The 22,822-nt window shown below is 67.4% G+C and carries 17 protein-coding genes; 9 read left to right on the forward strand and 8 right to left on the reverse strand.

Annotation, left to right across the window (positions count from 1 at the left end; all coding sequences use genetic code 11):
- Positions 1-52: 52 nt before the first annotated feature.
- From AC5O77_RS13625 to AC5O77_RS13635, 3 genes are all read left to right on the forward strand, one after another.
- The gene (locus AC5O77_RS13625) at positions 53-5,212 is read left to right on the forward strand and encodes an ESPR-type extended signal peptide-containing protein (protein ID WP_494506902.1); all 5,160 of its coding nucleotides are present in this window, start codon (positions 53-55) and stop codon (positions 5,210-5,212) included.
- A gap of 61 nt (positions 5,213-5,273) precedes the next feature.
- On the forward strand, positions 5,274-6,110 hold the full coding sequence (locus AC5O77_RS13630; protein ID WP_494506903.1) for an outer membrane protein assembly factor BamE: 837 nt from the start codon (positions 5,274-5,276) through the stop codon (positions 6,108-6,110).
- 121 nt (positions 6,111-6,231) lie between these two features.
- Positions 6,232-6,522: a DUF6959 family protein gene (locus AC5O77_RS13635; protein ID WP_019659952.1), complete on the forward strand. Its 291-nt coding sequence runs from the start codon at positions 6,232-6,234 to the stop codon at positions 6,520-6,522.
- Positions 6,523-6,607: 85 nt separating this feature from the next.
- On the opposite strand, the gene AC5O77_RS13640 is transcribed toward AC5O77_RS13635, so the two are convergent.
- Positions 6,608-7,435, reverse strand: coding sequence for a class I SAM-dependent methyltransferase (locus AC5O77_RS13640; RefSeq protein ID WP_180837641.1), 828 nt, complete (start codon positions 7,433-7,435; stop codon positions 6,608-6,610).
- Between the two features lie 63 nt (positions 7,436-7,498).
- Here AC5O77_RS13640 and AC5O77_RS13645 point away from each other — a divergent pair, with 63 nt between their 5' ends.
- Complete coding sequence (locus AC5O77_RS13645; RefSeq protein WP_049423068.1) at positions 7,499-7,906, forward strand: MerR family transcriptional regulator; 408 nt, start codon at positions 7,499-7,501, stop codon at positions 7,904-7,906.
- Position 7,907: 1 nt separating this feature from the next.
- On the opposite strand, the gene AC5O77_RS13650 is transcribed toward AC5O77_RS13645, so the two are convergent.
- The 3 genes from AC5O77_RS13650 to AC5O77_RS13660 all read right to left on the reverse strand — a co-directional run bounded on the left by AC5O77_RS13650 (position 7,908) and on the right by AC5O77_RS13660 (position 12,642).
- Entirely contained in the window at positions 7,908-8,624 is a 717-nt protein-coding gene (locus AC5O77_RS13650) for an MgtC/SapB family protein (RefSeq protein ID WP_024957423.1), read from the reverse strand.
- A 101-nt stretch (positions 8,625-8,725) separates the two neighbouring features.
- The gene (locus AC5O77_RS13655) at positions 8,726-10,498 is read right to left on the reverse strand and encodes a chloride channel protein (protein ID WP_317217151.1); all 1,773 of its coding nucleotides are present in this window, start codon (positions 10,496-10,498) and stop codon (positions 8,726-8,728) included.
- 62 nt (positions 10,499-10,560) lie between these two features.
- Positions 10,561-12,642, reverse strand: coding sequence for a TonB-dependent receptor family protein (locus AC5O77_RS13660; RefSeq protein WP_494506904.1), 2,082 nt, complete (start codon positions 12,640-12,642; stop codon positions 10,561-10,563).
- A gap of 131 nt (positions 12,643-12,773) precedes the next feature.
- On the opposite strand from AC5O77_RS13660, the gene AC5O77_RS13665 reads away from it, so the two are divergent.
- Entirely contained in the window at positions 12,774-13,694 is a 921-nt protein-coding gene (locus AC5O77_RS13665) for a M14 family metallopeptidase (protein WP_494506905.1), read from the forward strand.
- 96 nt (positions 13,695-13,790) lie between these two features.
- On the opposite strand, the gene AC5O77_RS13670 is transcribed toward AC5O77_RS13665, so the two are convergent.
- Positions 13,791-14,642 (reverse strand): LysR family transcriptional regulator, encoded by an 852-nt coding sequence (locus tag AC5O77_RS13670; RefSeq protein ID WP_494506906.1) that lies wholly within the window; start codon positions 14,640-14,642, stop codon positions 13,791-13,793.
- Between the two features lie 160 nt (positions 14,643-14,802).
- Between AC5O77_RS13670 and AC5O77_RS13675 the strand changes: the two genes are divergently transcribed.
- On the forward strand, positions 14,803-15,156 hold the full coding sequence (locus AC5O77_RS13675; protein ID WP_010485170.1) for an SMR family transporter: 354 nt from the start codon (positions 14,803-14,805) through the stop codon (positions 15,154-15,156).
- Positions 15,156-15,479, forward strand: a complete 324-nt coding sequence (locus AC5O77_RS13680) for a DMT family transporter (RefSeq protein WP_012511327.1) — start codon at positions 15,156-15,158, stop codon at positions 15,477-15,479. Before AC5O77_RS13675 ends, AC5O77_RS13680 begins: the two co-directional genes overlap by 1 nt.
- A gap of 142 nt (positions 15,480-15,621) precedes the next feature.
- Here AC5O77_RS13680 and AC5O77_RS13685 read toward each other — a convergent pair whose 3' ends face one another.
- The 3 genes from AC5O77_RS13685 to AC5O77_RS13695 form a co-directional block, all read right to left on the reverse strand.
- The gene (locus AC5O77_RS13685; protein WP_494506907.1) at positions 15,622-18,570 is read right to left on the reverse strand and encodes a TonB-dependent receptor; all 2,949 of its coding nucleotides are present in this window, start codon (positions 18,568-18,570) and stop codon (positions 15,622-15,624) included.
- 69 nt (positions 18,571-18,639) lie between these two features.
- On the reverse strand, positions 18,640-19,584 hold the full coding sequence (locus AC5O77_RS13690; protein WP_494506908.1) for a FecR family protein: 945 nt from the start codon (positions 19,582-19,584) through the stop codon (positions 18,640-18,642).
- Complete coding sequence (locus AC5O77_RS13695) at positions 19,581-20,099, reverse strand: sigma-70 family RNA polymerase sigma factor (protein WP_049400598.1); 519 nt, start codon at positions 20,097-20,099, stop codon at positions 19,581-19,583. Before AC5O77_RS13695 ends, AC5O77_RS13690 begins: the two co-directional genes overlap by 4 nt.
- A gap of 146 nt (positions 20,100-20,245) precedes the next feature.
- On the opposite strand from AC5O77_RS13695, the gene AC5O77_RS13700 reads away from it, so the two are divergent.
- Together AC5O77_RS13700 and betT are read left to right on the forward strand one after the other, a co-directional pair.
- On the forward strand, positions 20,246-20,626 hold the full coding sequence (locus AC5O77_RS13700; protein ID WP_006372781.1) for a VOC family protein: 381 nt from the start codon (positions 20,246-20,248) through the stop codon (positions 20,624-20,626).
- Between the two features lie 195 nt (positions 20,627-20,821).
- The gene (gene betT / locus AC5O77_RS13705) at positions 20,822-22,801 is read left to right on the forward strand and encodes a choline BCCT transporter BetT (RefSeq protein WP_006372779.1); all 1,980 of its coding nucleotides are present in this window, start codon (positions 20,822-20,824) and stop codon (positions 22,799-22,801) included.
- Positions 22,802-22,822 lie beyond the last annotated feature (21 nt).

The raw sequence follows: 22,822 nt of genomic DNA on the forward strand, positions 1-22,822 counted from the left end.
CTAACGGCAAGTCCACTGACATTCCAGTTGTTCGCCTACGGGGGAAATGCTCATGAACCGCATCTACCGGCGTGTATGGAACCGCCAGCTCAATGCTTTGGTTGTGGCCTCGGAACTGGCCACCGGCGATAGCGGCGGCAGCGCCGCCCGCGATCCGCGCAGTGTCCTGCTGATGCCGACCGCACTGGCGCTGGCCCTGCTGTGTGCGCTGGCCAGCGGGCATGCAGGAGCATCCGAATCCAATCAGTCGCTGCGTGATCTGCAGGCATTGGCCGCGAAATACGCGCAGCCGATGCCGGTCAAGGTCGACGCAGAAGTCGCGCTGGCCGCGGCATCGCGCCAGGCGCAAAGCAGTCCGGCGATCAGCGCAGACGCGCGTGTGGGCCTGCAGCTGAGTACGACCTCGCTGCCGATCGTGCGCGACGTGCTGCCGGCTACCGTACAGGTGAAGCTGGCGGCGAACGCCGCGCCGAAGCAGGTCGCGGTTCCTGCACTGGCCGCCGATGTTCGCGCCAATGTCGGGCTGGGGCACGCAGCGTCCAATGTGGCGAAGATTGATGCCTCACTGGCGGCCAACGTTGCGCCGTCCGCGCATGCGCCGCTCGGTGTGGCTGCGGATGCGCAGGCGAAGGCCAGGGTTGGCATCGCCGGTGCCCAGGCGGCCTCGATCGATACCGGTGCCAAGGCGGCCGCCGCTGTTGCTGGCGCATCCGCTGGCTCGCTGTCCGGCCTCAAGGCGTCCGTTGACGGCAAGGTGGATTCGCAGCTGAAGCTGGCGGGCCACCAGATCGACGGTCAGGGGCAGGTCAAGGCGACGGCGGCGGTCACGTTGCCGGCAAAGGAGGAGCTGCCGGGCGAGACCCATGATCGTGCGATCACCGCAGCTTTCGATACCGGTGTTGCCGGCAAAGTGCGCGTGCAGGCGCCCGATGGCCAGGAAGTCGTGGCCGACCGCAATCTGAAGCTGGCCGGCCAAGCGACTGTGGCAGCGCAGAACAGCGCACTGGGCGTGGGTGGCCTGGTGGGCGGCGTTGTCGGCGCGGCAGGTGGCGCCGTGGGTGGCGTGCTTGATGGCACCGTCGGCAACACGGTTGGTGCGGTCGGCGGCGCCTTGCACGGCACGGTTGGAACGGTAGGCGGCGCACTGGGCAGCACGCTCAATGGCGCCGTTGGTACGGTTGGTGCAGTCGGTGGCACCGTCGGTGGTGCGCTCAACGGCACGGTCGGTTCGGTCGGCAGCACCGTCGGCGGCGCACTCAACGGTGCGGTTGGCACGGTTGGTGCAGTCGGCGGCACTGTGGGTGGTGCACTCAACGGCACGGTCGGCTCGGTCGGCAGCACCGTCGGCGGGGCACTCAACGGTGCAGTTGGCACGGTTGGTGCGGTTGGCGGCACCGTCGGTGGTGCGCTCAACGGCACGGTCGGTTCGGTCGGCAGCACCGTCGGCGGTGCACTCAACGGTGCAGTTGGCACGGTGGGTGCAGTGGGCGGCACCGTGGGCGGCACGCTTAACAATACAGTGGGTGCAGTGGGCAGCACCGTCGGCGGTGTACTCAATGGCGCTACAGGTGGCAGCACCGGCGGCCTGGGGGGCCTGCTGGGCGATACGCTCGGCAATGTCGGCGGCGCCGTCGGCAACCTGCTCAATGGCAACCTCAACGGCACCATCGGCAATCTCGGCAGTGCCGTAGGCGGCCTGGTCGGCGGCACCCTCGGCGGTCTCGGCCTGACCAAGCCCTCGGCGATCCCGCCGACCAGCCCGAAGGCGCCGGCTCCGGCCGATCCGAACGCGGGCCTGATCATCGGCACCGGTGGCCTGGTCGGCAATGTCGGGCAGCTGATCGGCCCGACCACCACCAGCCTGTTCGGCGGCAACGGCTACCTGAGCAACGGCAACCTCAAGCTCAGCAACGCCAACGTGATGCAGACCTACTCGACGGTCAATGTGCTGGGCCTGCCCGTGGTCAACCTGTCGCCGGTCGGCAGCACCCTCAATGGCCTGGGTGGCGCCGTCACCGGCGGCAGCTCGCACCTGACCCTGATCGGTGGTGTCACCTCCGACAGCTACATCTACAACATCAACAACGGCAATCCGGGCGGCCTGCTCGGGCTGCTGCTGCCGAAGGATTCGCCGGCATGGGCGGCCAAGTGCCTGGATATTGTCCTCGCCGACATCTCCTGCTGGGCCGTCAACGCCGCGCAGGACTACCAGGTGCTGATGGGTGACGGCGCCTTTGCCAACGGTTCGAAGGAAGTGGTGATCGGTGCCAATGCCCGCCACGAGCTGCCGAAGGTCGATGCCAACGTCGCCTTCCCGGGTGCAGGCACCAATGACCCGAGCAACCCGACCGGCGTGCCGACCGCGGACTACGCCGCACGCATGGGCCATTCGGTGATCGTCGGCGACAGCGCGGTGGGCACGGCCAACGGGCAGACCCTGCTCGGTGCCGAGGCGACCTCTAACCAGGCCAATTCGGTCGCACTGGGCTACCGTTCGGCCGCGCTGCGCGGTGCCCAGGCCAGCTACAGCGCCTATGGCCTCACTGCGCCGCAGGTCTCGGCCGGTGAAGTGTCGGTGGGTACCGCCGGTGGCGGCGAGCGCCAGATCACCAACGTGGCCGCCGGTAGTGTCAATACCGATGCGGTCAACGTGGCCCAGCTGAAGGGTGCCATCAGCCTGATCGATGATGTGGCGGCCGCTGCGGTGACCTACGATCTGGACGGTGCCGGCAATCCGAACTATCGCCGCGTCACGCTCGGTGCGGGCACCGGCACTACCACCATCGGCAACCTGGCCGGCGGTGCGGTCACCGCCGGCAGCCTGGAAGCGGTCAATGGCGGCCAGTTGGCGGCGACCAATGCGGCCATCGCCAGCTTCTTCGGCGGTCGCGCAGCCTTCGATCCGGCCAGCGGTGCCTTCACCGCACCACTGTTCGAGATCAGCACCATCTCCACCGGCGGTGCGATCGCCAAGGGTCTGTATGAGAACGCCACCGATGCCTTCGCCGCGGTCGATGGTTCGCTGGTCAACCTCAACACGCAGATCACCGACATCCGCAACGGTGGCACCAAGTATCTGCGGGTGAACTCGACCGGTACCGAGGCACTGGCCAGCGGCGCCGACTCGATCGCGGTCGGTACCAACGCCCGCGCCACCGCCGCCAACAGCATCGCGGTGGGTGCCGGCAGCCTGGCTGACCGTGCCAACAGCGTGTCCATCGGTGCCGCCGGTGCCGAGCGTCAGGTCACCAACCTGGCTGCGGGTACCGCCGCCACCGATGCGGTCAATGTCGGCCAGCTGCAGGCGTCGGAACAGGGGGCACTGCGCTATGACCTCAATGGCGATGGCAGCGTCAACTACGCCAGTGCCACGCTCGGCCAGACCGGCACGGCCACCACGCTGCGTAATCTCGGCCCGGGCCAGGTCAGTGCCACCAGCAGCGAGGCCATCAACGGTGCCCAGCTGTTTGCGGCCAACCAGGCCGTGGCCACCCACCTCGGTGGTGGCGCGGCGGTCAACGCCAGCGGCGTGCTGACCGCACCGACCTACTCGATCAACAACGTCGCCGCCAACGGCACCGTGACCAGGGGCAGCTACAACGACGTCGGTACCGCCTTCGATGCGGTCAGCAACTCGCTGGCCAACGTTGCCGACCAGACCGATGAGATCGACAAGCTGGCCGTGAAGTACGACGTCGATGGCAGTGGCAACGTGCTCAACAGCGTGACGCTGACGGGTACCGGCACCGGCGCGGTGAAGATCACCAACGTCGCCGCCGGCAGCATCCTGGCCGGCAGCAGTGATGCCATCACCGGCGACCAGCTGTTCAGCACGAACAGCACCATCGCCAACTACTTCGGTGGCACCACCGCGTACAACGGCACCACCAACGTGTGGACCGCGCCGAAGTTCAGCATCTCCAGCATCGCCACCGACGGCACCTTCACCAGCGGCGACTACAACAATGTCACCGCCGCCTTCACTGCGGTGGACGGCTCGCTGAAGGTCCTCAACCAACGCATCACCAACAACAGCGGTGGCAGTGCCTACCTGGCAGTGAACTCGACCGCAGCGCCTGCAACGGCTGCCGGTGCGGAAGCGGTGGCGGTCGGCCCGCAGGCCAGTGCGGCCGGTGCCAACAGCGTGGCGGTCGGCAACGGCGCCAGCGCCAATGCCGGCAACAGCGTCGCCCTGGGTGCCGGGTCGGTGGCCAGCGTCGGTGCGCAGAGCGGCTACACCGGCGCCTATGGCCAGACCGGCGCCAGCAACTCGGCCGGTGAGGTTTCGGTCGGCAGCACCGGCAGCGAGCGCAAGATCACCCATGTCGCCGACGGTTCCGATACGTACGACGCAACCAACGTCGGCCAGCTGAAGAACGGCGTGAACTACGCCATCGACGAATCGAAGAAGTACACCGACCAGAAGATCCAGAACATCACCAACGTGGCCGGCAGCTTCCGCGCCAACAACACCAACAACCTGGCCGATCCGTCCGCCAGCGGTGCCAACTCGGCCGCAGGTGGCGCAGGTTCCACCGCCGCCGGTGCCAACTCCACCGCGCTGGGCAATGGCTCGCAGGCGCAGGCCGACAACTCGGTGGCGCTGGGTGCGGGTTCGGTGGCGAACCGGGCCAACACGGTCTCAGTGGGTGCCGCCGGTGCCGAACGCCAGGTGGTCAACGTGGCCGACGGTTCGCAGGCGACCGACGCGGTCAACGTACGCCAGCTGCAGGCCTCGCAGCAGGGTACGATCCGTTACGACACCACGGTGAACGGCGCGACCAACTACAACAGTGTCACGCTGGGCAGCACCAACAGCGGCCCGACCACGGTGCGTAACGTCGCCGCCGGCACCGCCGGTACCGACGCAGTCAACGTCGACCAGCTGAAGTCGGGCATGGCGCAGACCCTGGACTGGTCGAAGGCCTACACCGACGAGCGCATGGGTGGCTTCGAGCGCGACCTGCGCAAGACCGACAACCGCGCCTCGGCCGGTATCGCCTCGGCAATGGCCACCGCAGCACTGCCGCAGCCCAGCGAAGCGGGCCGCAGCATGGCCTCGGTCGCCGCCGGCAGCTACAACGGCGAGTCGGGCGTGGCGGTTGGTATCTCCGGTGTCTCCGAAGGAGGGCGCTGGATCTACAAGTTCAGCGGCTCCACCAACAGCCGTGGCGAGGCCGGTGTGGCCGTCGGTGCCGGCATCCAGTGGTGATCCCCGCCGCCGGGCCGCACGCGCGGCCCGGCATCGCGGAAACGTCCAAAGGGGGAATGACATGAAACAGCATCGCATCGCCCGCACCGGCCAGATGGCCGCAGTGCTGGGCCTGGTCCTGGGAATGGGCCTGCTGGCCGCCTGCCGCAGCCATGCGCCGGTCGCCGAAGGTCCTGCCGAAACCACCGCCGTGCAGTTCCCGGAGGCCTCGAAGGCCTCGTTGAAGGAAGGCATCTATCCCGACGTCGCCGACCTGCGCCGCTTCGCGCCGGGCATGAGCAAGCGCCAGCTGTACACGCTGCTGGGCACGCCGCATTTCAACGAGGGCATGTGGGGCGTGCGCGAGTGGAACTACCTGTTCAACTTCCGCACTGCGCAGGGCGCGGAGTACTTCACCTGCCAGTTCCAGGTGCGATTCGACAGCAAGGGCATCGCCCAGGGTGGCTACTGGAAGCCTGAATCATGTGCGGCGGTGCTGGACCCGCCGCGGCCGCCGGCCCCGCCTGCACCGGCGCCGTTGCCGGAGCAGCCGTTGCGCCTGTCCGCCGATGCGCTGTTCGGTTTCGACAGCGCGGTGCTCAGTGCCGAAGGCCAGCAGGCCGTGCAGGGCGTGCTGGCGCAGGTGCGCGAGGCCAGTCAGGTGCAGTCAATCCGGGTGACCGGGTATACCGACCGTATCGGTAGTGCCAGCTACAACCAGGCACTGTCGCAGCGACGTGCCGAGGCCGTGCGCAGCGCGCTGGTGCAGGGCGGCGTGCCTGCAGCCAGCATCAGTGCCGAAGGGCGCGGCGCGGCCGAGCCGATCGTGCAGTGCGAGCAGCGCAACCGTCGCGAGCTGATCGCCTGCCTGGCGCCGAACCGGCGCGTGCAGATCGCCGGAATGGCCCAGCCGCGCTGAGAGTCCCGCACCGGGGCCACGCCCCGGTATCTCGAGTCCCCCCTGACCGCCGGCAGGACGTGGCCACGTCTCCCCCGTTGTCCACGCCTGCCGGCGGCTCAGGTTTTCCATGGTGCACGCGATGAACGCCCAATTCCTGCCTCTTTCCATGAAGACGGAAACCACACTGAGTGTGTACGGCCAGCTCGGCAATCATGCGGTGGTGCGCATTCCCGGGCGGCGACTGCCGGGATTGATCCTGCAGGCAGACACCGTGGCCGGCTTCCTGGCCCAGCTGCAGGAAGCGCAGGCCTGCCTGCGCAGTGGGCGCGCGCAGCGCACCGACGCCGAGCTGGACATGCTGATCGACGTGCTGCAGCAGTGGTATGCGCTGATTGAATCGCGCCTGGCGGACGCCGGCGAGGCGCTGTAGTAGAAAAAGGGGACGGAGGGGATTAAGTCGTTCTTGCCCCGGCTGTGCCGGAAACGACTTAATCCCCTCCGTCCCCTTTTTTGTATCAGGCGCGGGCGCGGACCAGCCAACAGGCGGCATCGACGCGCACACGGTCGCCTTCGATGAAGGGCGCGAACGCGGCCAGCGCCTTGTTTCGAAGTGCGTCGGCGCGGTCTTCGGGCAGGTTCCGCAGCGCCAAGCCCAACGGGCCCAGCTGGCCGACATAGGTCGGCAGTTCATCGCGGGCGATCGAGCACGGCAGGTCTACCGCGACCAACTCCACATCCTTCCAGCCGGCGGCCTGCAACAGACGCTGCACGCGCTGGCCATCGGCAAAGGCAAATTGGCCGGGTGCTCCTGGTGCGCGTGGGGGTAGATCGAGTTCATCGCCAATGGCACGCTCGGCCGTCGTCATGAATGGGTTCTCCTCTGTGCTGCGCCAGGCGATGAAACGCAGGCCGGCACCCGGTCGCGCGGCGCGGTGCAGGTTGGCGAAGGCCGCGCCGGTATCCTCGAAGAACATCACACCCAGCCGCGACTGGATCCAGTCGAAGTGCGCGGAGGGCAGCGGATGCTGCTGCGCATCGGCCACGATGAAGTCCGCGTCCAGTCCTGCCGCCTCGGCGCGCTGGCGGGCCAGTGCCAGCATCGGCGCGGAGATGTCCAGGCCGGTGCTGTGTGTCGCCGGGCGAGCGGCGGCTGATGCCAGCAGGCTGGCGCCGGTGCCACAGCCGATATCGAGCAGTTGCGTGACGGTTTGCGGAAGCTCGGCCACCAGCAGGTCGGCCATGGGCTGGAACAGGCCGTCGAGGATGGCCTGCTGGGCGACCCAGATCTGGCCGCCAGGGCCATTCCAGAGCGCATTCTGATCAACGGGGGATGTACTGGCCATGGCCTTGTCCTGCCGGGAAGTTGCCCATAGGTTGATGCTTGAAGGCGACTTGAGGTCAAGCCCATGCGTGAACTGGATATCGGCGAGGTGGTGAAGCGCAGCGGCGTGCCGGCCTCGACCCTGCGTTACTACGAGCAGCTCGGGTTGTTGCAGTCGCTGGGCCGTCGCGGCCTGCGCCGGCAGTACGACGAGCAGGTGCTGGAGCGCCTGGCGTTGATCGGCCTTGGCCAGTCGGCCGGGTTGTCGCTGCAGCAGATCGGGTTGTCGCTGCCGCCTCAGCGCGGATGCATTACGCTGGATCGCGAAGCCCTGCTGGCACAGGCCGATGTGCTGCAGCAGCAGATCACCCAGCTGCAGCGGGTACGCCGCCATCTACAACGCGCGGCGGCCTGCCCGGAAGCGCAGGATGCGCGCCAGTGCGGTTCGTTCCGTAAGTTGCTGCGGGCCCAGCAGCGCCTGGCGGGTGGATGAATCAATCGCGGGTACTGACTTCCCAGGTGGCGTGCAGCACGCCCGGCACATGCTCCATCCGTGCCAGCACCACGTCCAGCTCGTCGGCACTGACGGCGGTACTGACCAGCACCGCGATCACATCGGTGGGCGCGTCGGCATGCTCGACCACCTGCACATCACCGACCGGATACTGCGCCGCTTCCAGCGCATCGACCAGGCGCTCGCGGACGCGCGGCACGGCTTCGGCATCCACGCTCAGGCGCACTTCGTAGGTGGCCTCGGTGGCCGTCTCGTTGATCGGGATGCGGTTGATCGCATTCACCAGCGGCCGCAGCAGGGTGTTGCCAGCGATGATCAAGACTGTCAGCAGCACGCCTTCGGCCAGCATGTCCGCGCCGGTACAGCTGCCGACCGCCGCCGAGCACCACAGGGTGGCGGCGGTGTTGAGGCCGCGCACGTTCATGCCTTCCTTCATGATCACGCCGGCGCCGAGGAAGCCGACGCCGGAGACCACGTAGGAGATCACCCGCACCGCCTCGGCGCTGCCGGCGATGCGCATGCCCAGGTCGACGAAGGCAGCGGCGCCGACGGCGACCAGTACGTTGGTGCGCAGGCCGGCGGTGCGTTGCCGGTACTGGCGCTCGGCGCCGATCAGCGTGCCCAGCACGAAGGCGGCCAGCAGGCTGACCACGGTGTCGGCGAAGGGACCGGCCTGGAAGGTTTCAATGAAACGCATGGCCGGAGTCTACCGCGCCGACGTGACAGTAGATCCACGCCATGCGTGGATTTCGAGGGGGCCAGGAACGACTTAATCCCCTCCGTCCCCTTTTTGCGGGGTCAGTCGGTGTCCTCGACCCGCTCGCCCATCAGTTCGCGCTGGCGCTTGTCCAGTTCCTCGGCGTAGCGCTTGCGTACGAAGGCTTCGGAGACCACGCCCAGCACCTGGCCGTCGGCAGCGACCACGGCCAGTTCGTCGGCCTGGGTGTGGTCGAAGCGCTGCATCACGGTGACCACGTCCGCGCTTGGCAGCAGTGACACGTCGCGGTTTTCCGCCAGTTCGCCGATCGTGGTTTCGGGCTTCACGCCGTCGCCGTACACGCGCGGAATCTGCACGATCCCGGCGTAATGGCCTTCGCTGTCGATCAGGATCACGCGGCTGCCCGAGCCCAGCGGGAAGCGCTGGCGGAAGGCGGCGGCATCGAGGTCGGCCGGGGCGGTGGCCACGCCCTTGCGCATCAACCGGCCGGCGTTGAGGTTCTGCACCCAGCCCACGTCGCGGGCGCTCTTGATGGTCTCGCCGCGCAGGTGCATGCGCCAGGTCGAGAACGAATAGCCGAACCACTGCCGCACGAGCGTGCTGGAGACCAGCACCGCGCTCATCACCACGCTGGTCAGCAGGAAGTCGTGGGTGCCTTCCAGCACCAGCATGGCCATGGTCATCGGTGCGCCGACCACCGCAGCGGCCAGTGCGGCCATGCCGGCCAGCGCGGCGGAGGTGGCGTCGATCACCGGCACGCCGGTGGCCATGGCGAGCAGGCCGGCGAACAGGGCACCGACCAGGGTGCCCATGAACAACGAGGCGAAGAACAGGCCACCGCGGAAGCCGAAGCCCAGCGAGATGCCCGAGGCCAGGCACTTCAGGGTCAGCAGGCCGCCGATCCAGATCAGTGGCAGATGCGTGGTCAGGTCCAGGTGCAGCGCGCCATGGCCGGACGACAGCACCTGTGGGCTGGCCAGTGCCAGCGGAATCAGCAGCAGGCCGCCCACCACCGGCCGGCCCCACAGTGGCAACGGGCTGCGCTTGACCGTGCCTTCGATCGAGGCGATCAACCGCATCACCGCGATGCCGACCATCGCGCAGCAGCACCCCAGCAGACCGTAGATGGCGTAGTCGGCGGCGCGGACATCAATCGTCGAGGCCGCCGGCAGCAGGTAGGCCTCGATGCCGGCCTGGTCGGCCACGAACGCGCCGGCCAGTGCGGCGACCGCGACCGGGGCGAGTGCGGCCGGGGTATAGGCGCCGATGACGATCTCGAAGGCGTAGAACGCACCGGCCAAGGGTGCACCGAAGGCGGCGGCGATGGCACCGGCGGCACCGGCGCCGACCAGAATGCGCACATCGTTGCGACGCAGGCGCATCACCCGGCCCAGCTGCGAGCCGCTGCCGGCGCCCATCTGCGTATAGGAAGCCTCCAGCCCGACCGAGGCGCCACAGCCGTTGGACAGCAGGGTCTGGGTCAGCACGATCAGGTTGTCGCGCATCGACATGCGGCCGCCGTGCAGGGCATTGGCTTCCACCGCATCGAGCAGGGGCCGCTTGAGCCGGGTCGCGGCCAGGCTGACCAGCCCGACCAGCAGGCCACCCAGTGGCAGTACCAGCAGCGCGGTCCAGGTCAGCGAGGGCAGGGAGCTCAGGCGCATGCCTTCGTCCAGCCCGTACAGGGTGCCCTGCAGCGAGCGTGCGATGCCGGACTGCAGCAGGGTCAGGTAGCCGGCGATCAGGCCGACCAGCAGGGCAAGCGCAATGAACCACAGGTCACTGCCGCGCAGGCGCAGGCGCAGGCCCTGGAAGGCCGCATGCAGGCGCGATGGCGAAACAGGCAGTGACATGGTGGCGGCATGATACGCCGCCACCGTGATCGCCGCCGTCACTGCATCGGGCGGTTACTGCGTCAGAAGCGGTAGCGGCCCTGCAGGTAGAAGGTGCGTGGCGCGGCCACCATGCGGCCGGCGTTGCCATCGACGTTGCGGGTGTACCAGCGCTTGTCGGCCAGGTTGTTCACGCCCAGCGCGATCTCGCTGTCACCCAGTCCCGGCACCTGCCAGGCCACCTGCGCGTTCCACAGGCGCACGCCGGGCACGCGGCCCACGCGCGCATCGGCGCTCTCGGCCCAGGTGTTGGCCGCATCGGAGAACTGGCCGCTCTGGTGGGTGCTGGAGACATTGAAGGTCCAGCCGGCCAGTGCGTAGCGGGCGCCGACGCTGTCGGTGTCGCGCGAGTAGAACGGCACGTCCAGGCCACGGTTGTCGCCCGACTGCTGGATCGCCTTGGTCCAGGTGTAGTTGGCGTACAGCTCCAACCCAGCCAGTGCGCTGTCTTCGCTGAAGTGGTACTCCAGCGCGCTCTCCACGCCCTTGTGGTCGGTGGCGCCGATGTTCTGGAAGGTCGGCGGGGTGATGCCCGGCACCTGCAGGATCTGGTTGTCGAAGCGCATCTTGAACACGGTCACTTCCGCGCGCAGTGCACCGTCCTGCCAGCGCGCACCGAGTTCGGTGGTCTTGGCGATTTCCGGATTCAGCGGGTTGCTGGCGGTCTGCGAATTGAGCTGGATGTTCTGCACCGGCCCGAACGAGGTGGTGTAGTTGCCGAACACGGTCAGCTGCGGGGTCAGCAGGTAGGCGATGTTGAGCGAGGGCAGCGCCTTGTCGTTGCGGCTGCTGAAGGTCGCCGCGCCTCCGGCCTGGCGGCGGTCCATGTCGATCCACTCCATGCGCACGCCCGGGGTGATCCGCCACTGGCCGATCGCGATGCGGTCGTCAATGTAGAAGGCATGTGCGTCGGTGGCGTTGTCGAAGCGGTTGGTTGCGCTGGCCACACCGGTACGGCGGGTGACGGTGTAGCTGCGGTCGTTGCCGCGCTCGCGCAGGAAGCGGTAGCCGGCGGTGATGTCGTGCACACTGGCGCCCCAGTGCAGGCGCTGGGTGTAGCGCGGCTCGATGCCGAGCACACGGTAGTCGCGCGGCTGCACGGTCAGCTGGGTATTGGCGGCGTTGATCAGCGAGCTGGCACGGCTGCTTTCGTTGTAATAGGCCACTACCTCGAACTCGCTGTTGGCCGACAGCGTGTTGGTGTAACCCAGGTCGATGCCGGTGCGGTGGCCTTTCCAGAAATCGGTGGGGCGCGTGTTCTGGAACGGGTCGGCCTCATACTGGGCGCGGGTCAGGCCGCCCGGCGTCAGCGAGCGCACATCGTAGTAGGACAGCTTGGCGCGCAGTTCCTGCTGTTCGTCGATGGCATAGGCGAACTTCAGCGCGAGGTCGTTGAAACGGTCATCGCTGCCCTGGCGCCAGCCGCGGCCATCCTGGCCGGAGTACAGCAGGGCCGCGCCCAGGCCGTTGTCGCCGGTGCCGCCGAGGAAGGCGTTGTACTGGGTGCTGTCACCGCCGCCATGGTCGTAGGCGGTGTAGCGCACGCCCGCTTCGCCGTGCAGGCCGGCCTCGGTGGGAATGGCGCGGGTGCTGAAGTTGATGATGCCGCCCACGTTCTGCGGCCCGTAGCGCACCGCGCCGCCGCCACGCACCACGTCGATCGACTCGATGTTGGACAGGCTGGTCGGTGCGAACGACAGCTGCGGCTGGCCATACGGTGCCACCGCCAGCGGTACACCATCCAGCAGTACGGTCGAGCGCGGCGAGTAGCGCCCGGTCAGGCCGCGCACGCCGATGTTGAGCGACACCGAGCTGCCGGCGGTACCGGAGTTGTCGGTGACCTGCACGCCGGGGATGCGGCGCATGGCATCGCCGATGCTGGCCGCGCCGCTGGCCTCGATGCGCTGGCGGTCGACCACCGTGCGCGCGCCGGCGAAGCTCTTGACGCTGTCATGCAGGCCGGTGCCCAGCCAGCTGCCGGAAACCTGGATGCTGTCCAGCGTGGTGGCACCGTCCTGGGCGAAGGTGTTGGCAGCCGGAAGCAGGCACAGGGCGAGGGCGGCGGCCAAGGGCAGGCGGGCCGGTTGCAGGGCGTGAGTGGGCATCGGGGCAGGTTGTGGAAGGTCGTAAATGAGAATTATTGCTGATTCCATTCGTCAATGGAATGCGTCTCCGGTTCATGCCGGTGGCCCGGTGGTAAAGTGGAAGATTGCTTACTGACTCGCTGAGATCCGCCATGTCCCAAGCTGCTTTCTACCCCGTCGGAACCCCTGGCCAGCCGTGGGGAGCGGCGGAACGGGAGGCGTGGCGTGGCCGCCAGCAGCGCCTGCGTCGCTACGACGAGGAGGTGCTGCCGCGCATCGAAGCGCTGGCATCGCGCTTTGACAAGGTGGCCTATGGCCAGCTCGATTACGCGGGCGAGACCTACACCCTGTACGCCCTGCGCAGCCGCGACTGGAACCCGGCGCTGCCGGCTGCGCTGGTCACCGGTGGCGTGCATGGCTACGAGACCAGCGGCGTGATGGGCGCGCTGGAGTTCCTCGAAAAGCACGCTGCTGACTATGCCGGCAAGGCCAACCTGCTGGTGGCGCCGTGCGTGAATCCGTGGGGCTTCGAGCGCATCAACCGCTGGAACTTCGATGCGATCGACCCGAATCGCAATTTCCGCGCCGATGGCCCGGCCCGTGAGTCGACCGCGTTGATCGAGCTGATCACACCGATCAAGGGCCAGTTCGTGCTGCACATCGACCTGCACGAAACCACCGACAGCGACGAGAGCGAGTTCCGCCCGGCGCTGGCGGCGCGCGACGGCAAGCCGTTCGAGCCGGGCCTGATTCCGGATGGCTTCTATCTGGTGGACGACAGCGAGAACCCGCAGGCGGCCTTCCAGCAGGCAGTGATCGCCGCGGTGGAGAAGGTCACCCACATCGCGCCAGCCGACGACAAGGGCGAGATCATCGGTTCAGCGGTGGTGGCCCATGGCGTGATCGAGTACCCGCTGGTGAAGCTGGCGTTGTGTGCAGGCATCACTGGCGCGAAGTACACCACCACCACCGAGGTCTACCCGGACAGCCCGCGTGCGACCCCACAGCAGTGCAACGACGCACAGGTGGCGGCGGTGTGCTCGGCGCTGGATTACGCGCTGGCGCACCCCTGATCGGTAGTGCCGGCCGCTGGCCGGCAACTGAAAAAGGGGACGGAGGGGATTAAGTCGTTTGTGGCACAAACGACTTAATCCCCTCCGTCCCCTTTTTCACCCCAGCGCGTCGGCCCACCACAGTGCGGCCGGTCCTGGCGGCGTGTCGCGGCGCCACAGCAGGTCGCTGTGGATGCGCCGTGGCCAGCCGGGCAGTACCAGTTCCACCAGCCGCCTGCGGTCGTAGCGCTGTACCAGTGCGCGCGGCAGTTCGGCCCAGCCGAGGCCGTCCTCGGCCATTTCCATCACCATCAGGTAGTCGGTGGCGGTCCAGGCCAGGCCGGTGACCACGCGGGATTGATCGACTTCCGCGCTCAAGCGCACCTGTCTATGCCGCGCCAGCTGTGCGGCGGCGCGACGGCCAGCGCTGGCCAGCGGATGCTCGCGCGCCACATACACCGACAGCTCGCTGTGGTGCGCCAGCGGACGTGCCACCAGTCCGTCCGGATAGTGCTCCTGCCGTGGCAGCAGACCCAGCGCGGCGCGTCCGTTGCTCACCAGTTCCAGCACGTCCTCGCCCTCGGCATCCAGCCATTCCAGCTCGATCTCCGGGAATGCCTCGGCGAAGCGTTGCAGCACCCGTTGTTCCGGGTCCAGTTGGTAGACGTCGGAGAATGCCACGGTCAAGCGCGGCTCGACCGGTGCGGCCAGGCGCACGCTCAACTGCTGCAGGCGGGCATCGGCCGCGAGGATCTCCTGCGCGTGGCCCAGCACCTGGCGGCCGGCCTCGGTCAGCTGCGGGTAGCGCCCGCTGCGGTCGAACAGGTTGACGCCCAGGTCGGCTTCCAGGTGGGCAATGGCGGTGCTGACCGTCGACTGGGTCTTGCGCAGGCGCCGCGCCGCCGCCGAGAACGAGCCCAGCGCGGCGGCTTCCACGAAGGCCTGCAAAGATTCAGGGGAGTAGGGCATTTATCCATCGCTCCTGTCGATGGAATCTATTTTGATACCACCGTAAAAGGCGATGATACTGGCTTCCGTCGCCCCCGTCTGCGGGGCGTTCCGGACCCTCCACGCACGGCGTGGATCTATTGAAAAGGCGGCGCGGTCCCCGCCCTGCAAGGAGTTTCACATGTCCCGTACTGTTCCCGCCCGTGGCGCGCTGGTCGCCTGGGCCTGCCTGACCGTGGCGATCGTCGCCGAGGTGGTCGGCACCTCGTTCATGGCTCATGCCGCCCGCGATGGTGGCTGGACCGGTTACCTGATCATGGCCGGCGCGCTGGCGCTGTCCTACTTCTTCCTGGCGCAGTCGGTGCGCCGTATCGCGGTTGGCGTGGCCTATGCGGTATGGGAAGGCCTCGGCCTGACCCTGCTCACTGTGGTCGGCCTCACCGTCTTCGGTGAAAGCCTGTCGCTGCAGCAGCTGGCCGGCCTGGTGCTGGCAGTGGTCGGCATCGTCTGCGTCACCCTCGGGGAGGCGCACTGATGAATACCCTGGCCTTGTTTTTCGTGATCTGTTCTGCGCTGATCGACGTCGCCGCCAACATGATGGTGGCCAAGTCGGAAGGTTTCCGCCGCTGGCGCTGGGGCGTCGCTGCGATCGTCCTGGTCTGGATCGCCTTTGCCCTGCTGGGCCAAGCGGTGCGCTACATGGACCTGGCTACCGCCTATGCGATGTGGGGTGCGATCGGCGTGATCGGTACTGCCACCTGCGGCCGCCTGTTGTTCGGCAACCGCCTGCGTCCGATCGGCTGGGTCGGCATCGGTCTGGTCACTGTTGCGGTGCTGTTGCTGAGTACCGCGAAGTAACGCGTCGCTGTGCCAACCAAGGTTGGCACCTACCAGTGCGGAGTCGGTGTGCCAACCAAGGTTGGCACCTGCCAGAGCGTGAGCCGCCGCAAGCAAGCGCCCCGGGGATGATCTCCCCGGGGCGTTGCTGTTTCTGAAGCACTCAGAAGCGTGCGGTGAAGTTCAGCCGCGTGGTGCGGCCCGGGCCCGGCATCAGGCTCATCGCCAGCGTGTCCATGTAGTAGGTGTTGCGCAGATTGCTGACCACCAGCTCCACTTCGCTGCGCGGCGTGAACTGCCAGCGCGCATAGAAGTCATAGATCGCGGTCGGCAGGTAGATGTTCTGCAGGCCGGTCGAGCCGGTGGTGTTCCAGGGCTTGTCCAGTTCGTGGGTGGGGCCGCTGTTGTAGGTGCGGCGGATGCCGGTATCCAGCCGCTTGTCGAACAGGCGGAAGCCCAGCGTGCTGTGAATCGAGTACTTCGGTGGGTTCTGCGCGTTGACGAACGAGGTGCCGAAGCCGCCGTCCACGCAGTCCGGAGTGGTGTCCAGCTTGCTCCACTTCGCATAGGGGTCTTCGCGCAGGCGCTTGGCGGTGGCCGCATCGCAGGTACGCGCGCGCTGGTAGTAGCTGGCCGACAGGTCCAGGTAGGCGATGCCGGCGTCATAACCGGATTGCAGCTCATAGCCGGACACGGTGTAATTGTCGACGTTGTCGACGTAGAACGCCCAGTTGCTGGAATCGAAGCGACGGGTGATCGCGTTGTCGATATCGTTCTTGAACCAGGCCACCTTGAACGCCAGGCGATCACCGTCACGCCACAGGTCCTGCTTGAGCAGGCTGAAGCCGATGTCCCAGGCGCGGTTCTTCTCCGGCTTCAGGTCAGCCACCGGCGCCGAGGTACTGTTGCCCAGCGTCGACTCGAACAGGCTGGGCATCTTCCAGCCCTGCGCGTACTTCACGTAGAAGAACATGTCCTCGTCGAGGTTGAAGCGTGCTTCGGCATAGGGCGCGAAGCCGTGGCCGGAGCGCCGGATCGCCGGCTTGTAGCCCCAGGCGGTGGGAATCTGCTTGCTATAGAAACCGTTGGCACCGCGCGGATCAGGAATGAAGCCGTCGAAATCGTAGGCCTGGCCCAGCGTGCTGTCGCCATAGGGCGTGGCGCGCAGCGAGTCGTAGGTGTAGTTGCCCTGTGCATCCGGGTACCACTCCTTGTACCAGCCCGGCAGCAGCTGGCCGCCCTTGCTCAGGCGCGCGAAGGTGTAGCGCAGGTCGCGCGATTCACTGACGAAGGCGACGCGGTTGCGGTCGCGGGTGCGGTAGTCGGTGAAGCGGCCGCCCGCGGTCAGCGACAGCCAGTCCCACGGCTGCCATTGCAGCGAGGCGACGGCGCTGGCTTCGCGGCGCGTGCCCGAGCGCAGGTAGCGGTTGTTGTTGAAATCCACCGGCAGCACCGGTGAGTTGGGCGCGGTGTCCTCGTGCTGGAAGGAGGCGCCATAGCGCAGCGTCCAGTCGCCCAGAGCATTGCTGAAGCGCGTGGTGTTGCTGCTGTCCACGCCCCAGCGCTGGGTCTTCACGTCCGACTGCAGTCCCGGGCCATAGGTTTCGCCCAGCGTGTCCGGCATCTGGTCGTTGGGCACGTCCTTGAACAGCGGCGTGTTGGCGATGTTGCTGTTGAACATGCGGCTGGTGGCGGTGGTGAACCACAGCGTGCTGCTCAGGTCCAGCCACGGATGTGCCTCGGGCCGGTAGCGGTGGCGCAGCGAGGTGGCGTTGACCCGCATTTTTCCCGGCTCGAACTGGAACATGGTGTTGGCCTTGTCCACGTAGGTCACCCATTCGCTGGACTCGCCCACGCGCCCGATCGCCGACGGCATGATCTCGCCGAAGCTGGAGTTGAAGTAGCGATGGCTCAGCTCCAACCGCTGGTCCGGGTTGGGCGTCCAGGTGAATTTCAGCAATGCCGATTCGTTGTCGGTATGCGTGTTGAGCACCTCATCGCCCGGATGGAAGAGCTTGGATACGGCCTGGCTGGACATGCCGGTACCGCCGCTGGACAGGTGCTGGTTGTCGTAGCGATGCGCGCCGTTGCTGCCGGCGAAGAAGTTGCCCTGGCGGCGCCGCGCATAGGCCGCGACCAGCTGCCAGTCTTCGCCACGCTGGGCGAAGGCCACGCTGCCATTCCAGTCGCGCGGGTCGCGCAGGCTGTTGCGGTTGTCGCTGCCGCGCGCGATCTGCTTGAAGGTGCGGGTGCGGTCGATGCTGTTGTCGGCCACGCCGCCGCGCACGCGCAGGCCCCAGGTCTGGCCATCGTCGAGGATGTCATCGACGTTCAACGTTTCCATGTAGACCACGCCGCCGATCGCGCTGGCGGCGTTGGCGGCCAGGCTTGGCCCCTTCTCGATGCTGATCGCGCTGATCAGGTCCGGGTCGAGATAACTGCGCTGCTGCACGCCGGCATAGCCGCGGTACACGTCGATGGCCTGCTGGCCGCCGTCGATGATCACCGGCACCCGGTTCTGGCCCTGCAGGCCGCGGATGTTGACGTCCAGCGCACCGCCGTTGCGAACGTCAGCGGTGTGCACGCCCACCGCACCGGCCAGCACGTCGCCGATCGACTGGCCGCGGAAGCGTTCCAGTTGCTGATGGTCCAGGTGCACGCGCGAGCCGCTGTCACGGTAGACCGCATCGGCATCGGCCAGCCCCCACGGTGAAGCGCCTTCGCTGGCCTGGCCAGCCACGCGCAGGGTGCCGATCTGGCGTACTCCGACTTCGGCGGTCGGCGCCGCCTGCAGCACCACACCGCTGGCATCACGCTGGAAGGCCAGGCCGGTGCCGGCCAGCAGCTGCGCCAATGCGGCGTCAGTACCGAGCGTGGCCTGCACACCGCTGCTGTGGCGGCCGCGGGTCAGGCGCGCATCGGCAGCGATCGACAGGCCCGACTGCTGGCCGAACGCGGTCAGGGCCTGGTCGAGCGGGCCGGGCGCAATCTGCCAGCGGACCGCAGCGGCGGTCTCCTGTGCATGGACCGAGGCAGGCAGCAGGCAGGGGGTCGCCAGGGCCATGCACAAGGCGATGGCCAGGGGGCGAGGCGAGGGGCAGGACAGTTTCATGGGGGCGGCAACATCCGCAATGGGTTCCCTTGTAGGGCCCGGTGACCGCGCAGAAAGGGAACCGCGATTTCAAAGCGGACGCACGACGGTCCACCACGGCCAGCGCTGCTCGACACGGATCGGCAGGGCGCGGGCCAGCAGATGCAGCGCCTGGGTGCTGTCCAGGCGTGGCAGTACCGCCGTGATTTTCAATGCGGCGAGCGCCGGATCACAACCCAGATAGCCCTGATGCTGGCGGGCCAGCTCATCGATGACGCGGATCAAAGGCGTGTCCTGTACCTGCAGGCGTCCGTCCTGCCAGTCACCGCGCAGAGGATCGGCAGCGACCGTTGTGAGCCCGCCCATCGGGCCGATCCGCACCGCGCCTCCGGCAGCCACATCCAGCGCCGCACCGAACATCGGCAGGCAGCGCACCACGCCCTCGAATACATCCAACCGGCTGTCCTGCGCTTCGCGACCGACCGCGAAGCGGGTACCCATTGGCTGCAGGCGTGCGCCCGGCACATGCACGGTCAGGGGCAGGCCGGTGAATGCAGGATGGTGGCCGGTCTGCAGCAGCAGCTCGCCACGCAGCAGATGCAGGGCGCGGCGGCCGCTGCCGATGTCGATGGTGACTTCGCTGTCGGCGTTGAGCCATAACTGGCTGCCATCAATCAGCCTCCAGTGCCCGGTATGTCCGGCAGCGGTGCGCTGTGTCTGCAGGCCGCGTTGTTCGCGCAGCCCGTGCAGGCCGAGCAGGGAGACCGCACCGATGCCGAGGGCGCCACCGAGACTGCGAAGCGCGCGACGGCGGCGACGTCCGGCAGTATCGAGCGCCGTGGCAGCAGCCGGTGCCGACAGGGGAGCAAAAGACTGCCAGACCGTCTCGACCCGGCGCCACGCGTCGGCATGATCGGCATCGGCCTGCAGCCAGGCGTGCCAGCGCTGCTGGTCGCCGTCGCTCCAGCCCTGCTGGCGCAGCGCGAACCATTCGGCAGCCTGTTCCAGGGCCGGGCCAGCCAATGCCGCACTCATGCCGCCGCGTCGCCGGACAGGCGCAGGCAATGCAGCATCGCCTGCGCCATGTATTTCTTGACCATGCGCTCGGACACGCCCAGCTGTTGGCCGATTTCCGCATAGCCCAGGCCGGACAGCCGGGCCAGCAGGAACGCACGGCGTGGCCGCTCGGCCAGGCCGGCCAGCATGTCGGCGATGGCGTGCAGCAGTTGCAGTGCCTGCGTGCGTTCTTCCGCCGATGGATGCACCGGCTCCGGCTGCGCGGCCAAGGCCGTCAGGTAGGCGCGCTCCAGGTCCGCGCGCTGCCAGTGGTTGACCAGCAGGGCGTGCGCGATAGTGCTTAGATAAGCACGTGGCAGGCGCAGTTCGGAGGGATCGACGCGTCGGCTGAGCAGGCGCACGAAGGTGTCCTGGGTCAGGTCGGCGGCGCAGTCGGCGTTGTGGGTGCGGCGGCGCAGCCAGCCCAGCAGCCAGCCATGGTGTTCGCGGTAGAACCCCGCCAGCGCGGTGCTGGAGGCGGCGGGCACGGCCATCGGCATCGATCATTAATGAGAATGATTCCCATTATAGTGTGATCGGGAGGTGTACGACAAACCCTGTGCAGGGGGGCAACGGCCAGGGCGTTTGCGATGACCGCTGGGCTCGCCGACACTGCGGTCTTTCCGCAGGGAGTGCCCGCATGTTCAGCCACATCACCGTTGGAACCAACGACATGGACGTCGCGCATCGCTTCTACGATGCCCTGTTCACCGCATTGGGCGCCCGTCCCGGTGTCTTCGATGACAAGGGGCGCCTGGTGTATTTCAAGGACGGCCGCATGTTCATCGTCACCGCACCGATCGATGGTGAGCCGGCCTGCCATGCCAATGGCGGCACCATCGGCTTCACCCTGGACAGTGCCGATGCCGTGCGTGGCTGGCAGGACGCAGGCGTAAGCCACGGTGGCACCGCCATCGAAGACCCGGCCGGCATCCGCAACATGGCCGGGCGGCAGCTGTTCCTGGCCTACCTGCGCGACCCGGATGGCAACAAGCTGTGCGCGGTGCATGTGATGTCGTGATTGGACAGTACGCGCGTGGCCGCGATGCACGCGGTCCGCGCGCGGCCGCGCTCGCAGGCGCGCTTCGGCGCGCGCGTGATAACACGGAATGGTGGGCCGGGCCTGTGACCACAGGCTGCAACTTCATGCTCTGTCCACTGCGGTTCAGCCAGAATCGGTCGGCTAACCCTTTGATCTACCGGAGAACGCCGCCCCATGGAAGTACTGGAGCCGCAACAATCCCCGGTGCGCACTCTTCGACCTGTGTTCGCCTTCGCGGCGATCGTTGTCGTGGCGTTCGCGCTGTTTGTCAGCCTGTTCCCGCTCGGTGCGGGCCGCCTTCTGGTCAAGGCGCAGGACTGGGCCGCCCTCAATGTCGGCTGGTACTACCTGCTGGCGATGACCCTCTACCTGGTGTTCGTGGTCGGCGTGGCGCTGTCCAAGTACGGTGGCATCAAGCTCGGTGCCGACCATGACGAGCCGGAGTTCAGCTATCTCTCCTGGGCCGGCATGCTGTTCGCCGCCGGCATCAGCATCACCCTGTTCTTCTTCTGTGTCTCCGAACCGCTGACCCATTACCTGCAGCCGCCGCAGGGCGATCCGGCGGCCGGTGAGGCTGGTGCGCGCCAGGCCATGCAGCTGCTGTTCCTGCACTGGGGCCTGCATGGCTGGGGCGTGTTCGCACTCGCGGCGATGGCGATGGCCTACTTCGCCTACCGCCACAACCTGCCGCTGGCGCTGCGTTCGGCGCTGTACCCGCTGATCGGCAAGCGCATCAATGGCCCGATCGGCTATACCGTGGATGCGCTGGGCATTGTCGCCACCGTGTTCGGCATCGGCGCCGACATGGGCTTCGGCGTGCTGCACCTCAACGCTGGCCTGTCGCACCTGTTCAACATCCCGCACTCCAACCTGGTGCAGATCATCCTGGTGGTCAGCATGATGGGCGCGGCGGTGGCCGTGGCCGTTTCAGGCGTGGAGAAGGGCGTGCGCTGGATGGCCAACATCAACATGCTGCTGGCGATCGCGCTGGTGCTGTTCATGCTGTGCGCCGGCCCCACCCAGTATCTGCTCAGCACGCTGATGCAGAACCTGGGCGACTACCTCGGCAGCGTGGTCGGCAAGAGTTTCGATGTGTACGCCTATGGCGGCCGACCGGAATGGCTGGGCGGCTGGACGGTGTTCTACTGGGCCTGGTGGATCGGCTGGGCGCCGTTCGTCGGCCTGTTCATCGCGCGCATCTCGCGTGGCCGCACCATCCGCGAATTCGTGTTCGGCGTGCTGCTGATCCCGCTCGGCTTCACCCTGGCGTGGCTGTCGATCTTCGGCAATAGTGCACTGGACCAGGTGCTGCACCATGGCCAGCAGCAACTGGCGCAACTGGCGGTGGATGATCCACCCACCGTGCTGTATGCCCTGCTGGATGGGTATCCGTGGAGCAAGGCGGTGATCGCGGTGACGGTGTTCGTCAGTTTCATTTTCTTCGTGACATCGGCTGACTCCGGCGCGGTGGTGCTGTCCACGTTGTCCTCGCATGGCGGGGCGCCGGAGGATGATGGTCCGCGCTGGCTGCGCGTGTTCTGGGGCACGGTGATCGCGGTGCTGACCGCCGGGTTGCTGCTGGCCGGCAGCATCGATGCGCTGAAATCGGCGGTGGTGCTGGCGTCGCTGCCGTTCTCGGCGGTGTTGTTGCTGATGATGTGGGGCCTGACCCGCGCCTTCAGTGACGAATCGCACCGCAAGCGCGCGCTGCAGTACCGGCCCTCGCCGCTGATCGGTGACGACCGCCACCACCAGGGCTGGCGCCAGCGCCTGAGCCAGGCCATGCACTTCCCGGTGCGCGACCAGGTCTACCGCTTCATGGACGACACCGTGAAGCCAGCGATGGAGGCGGTGGCCGAGCAGCTGCGCGGGCAGGGCTGGGATGTGGCCACGCGGTTCGAGGCCGGCGACATGGAGTTGACGGTGAACCACGGCGAGCAGCAGGACTTCCTGTACCGGGTGATCCTGAGTGGCTACCTGACCCCATCGTTCGCCGCGCAGCAGCTGCGCAACCAGCGCTACTACCGCGCCGAAGTGCATCTGTACGAAGGCAGCCAGGACTACGACCTGGTCGGCTACAGCCGCAAGCAGATCATCAACGACATCATCAGCCAGTACGAACGGCACCTGCAGTTCCTGCACCTGAGCCGTTGATGCACGACCGCCGGGCTGGCC

The organism is Stenotrophomonas sp. INTA L402-1 (genome assembly GCF_059295135.1).

Coding starts and splice junctions, on each gene's coding strand:
- AC5O77_RS13670 (WP_494506906.1), bottom strand. CDS start 14,642: ATGCCCTACTCCCCTGAATCTTTGCAGGCCTTCGTGGAAGCCGCCGCG.
- betT (WP_006372779.1), top strand. CDS start 20,822: ATGGAAGTACTGGAGCCGCAACAATCCCCGGTGCGCACTCTTCGACCT.
- AC5O77_RS13695 (WP_049400598.1), bottom strand. CDS start 20,099: ATGGCCGTGCCCGCCGCCTCCAGCACCGCGCTGGCGGGGTTCTACCGC.
- AC5O77_RS13660 (WP_494506904.1), bottom strand. CDS start 12,642: ATGCCCACTCACGCCCTGCAACCGGCCCGCCTGCCCTTGGCCGCCGCC.
- AC5O77_RS13645 (WP_049423068.1), top strand. CDS start 7,499: ATGCGTGAACTGGATATCGGCGAGGTGGTGAAGCGCAGCGGCGTGCCG.
- AC5O77_RS13690 (WP_494506908.1), bottom strand. CDS start 19,584: ATGAGTGCGGCATTGGCTGGCCCGGCCCTGGAACAGGCTGCCGAATGG.
- AC5O77_RS13635 (WP_019659952.1), top strand. CDS start 6,232: ATGAACGCCCAATTCCTGCCTCTTTCCATGAAGACGGAAACCACACTG.
- AC5O77_RS13640 (WP_180837641.1), bottom strand. CDS start 7,435: ATGGCCAGTACATCCCCCGTTGATCAGAATGCGCTCTGGAATGGCCCT.
- AC5O77_RS13650 (WP_024957423.1), bottom strand. CDS start 8,624: ATGCGTTTCATTGAAACCTTCCAGGCCGGTCCCTTCGCCGACACCGTG.
- AC5O77_RS13700 (WP_006372781.1), top strand. CDS start 20,246: ATGTTCAGCCACATCACCGTTGGAACCAACGACATGGACGTCGCGCAT.
- AC5O77_RS13685 (WP_494506907.1), bottom strand. CDS start 18,570: ATGAAACTGTCCTGCCCCTCGCCTCGCCCCCTGGCCATCGCCTTGTGC.
- AC5O77_RS13675 (WP_010485170.1), top strand. CDS start 14,803: ATGTCCCGTACTGTTCCCGCCCGTGGCGCGCTGGTCGCCTGGGCCTGC.
- AC5O77_RS13680 (WP_012511327.1), top strand. CDS start 15,156: ATGAATACCCTGGCCTTGTTTTTCGTGATCTGTTCTGCGCTGATCGAC.
- AC5O77_RS13665 (WP_494506905.1), top strand. CDS start 12,774: ATGTCCCAAGCTGCTTTCTACCCCGTCGGAACCCCTGGCCAGCCGTGG.
- AC5O77_RS13655 (WP_317217151.1), bottom strand. CDS start 10,498: ATGTCACTGCCTGTTTCGCCATCGCGCCTGCATGCGGCCTTCCAGGGC.
- AC5O77_RS13625 (WP_494506902.1), top strand. CDS start 53: ATGAACCGCATCTACCGGCGTGTATGGAACCGCCAGCTCAATGCTTTG.
- AC5O77_RS13630 (WP_494506903.1), top strand. CDS start 5,274: ATGAAACAGCATCGCATCGCCCGCACCGGCCAGATGGCCGCAGTGCTG.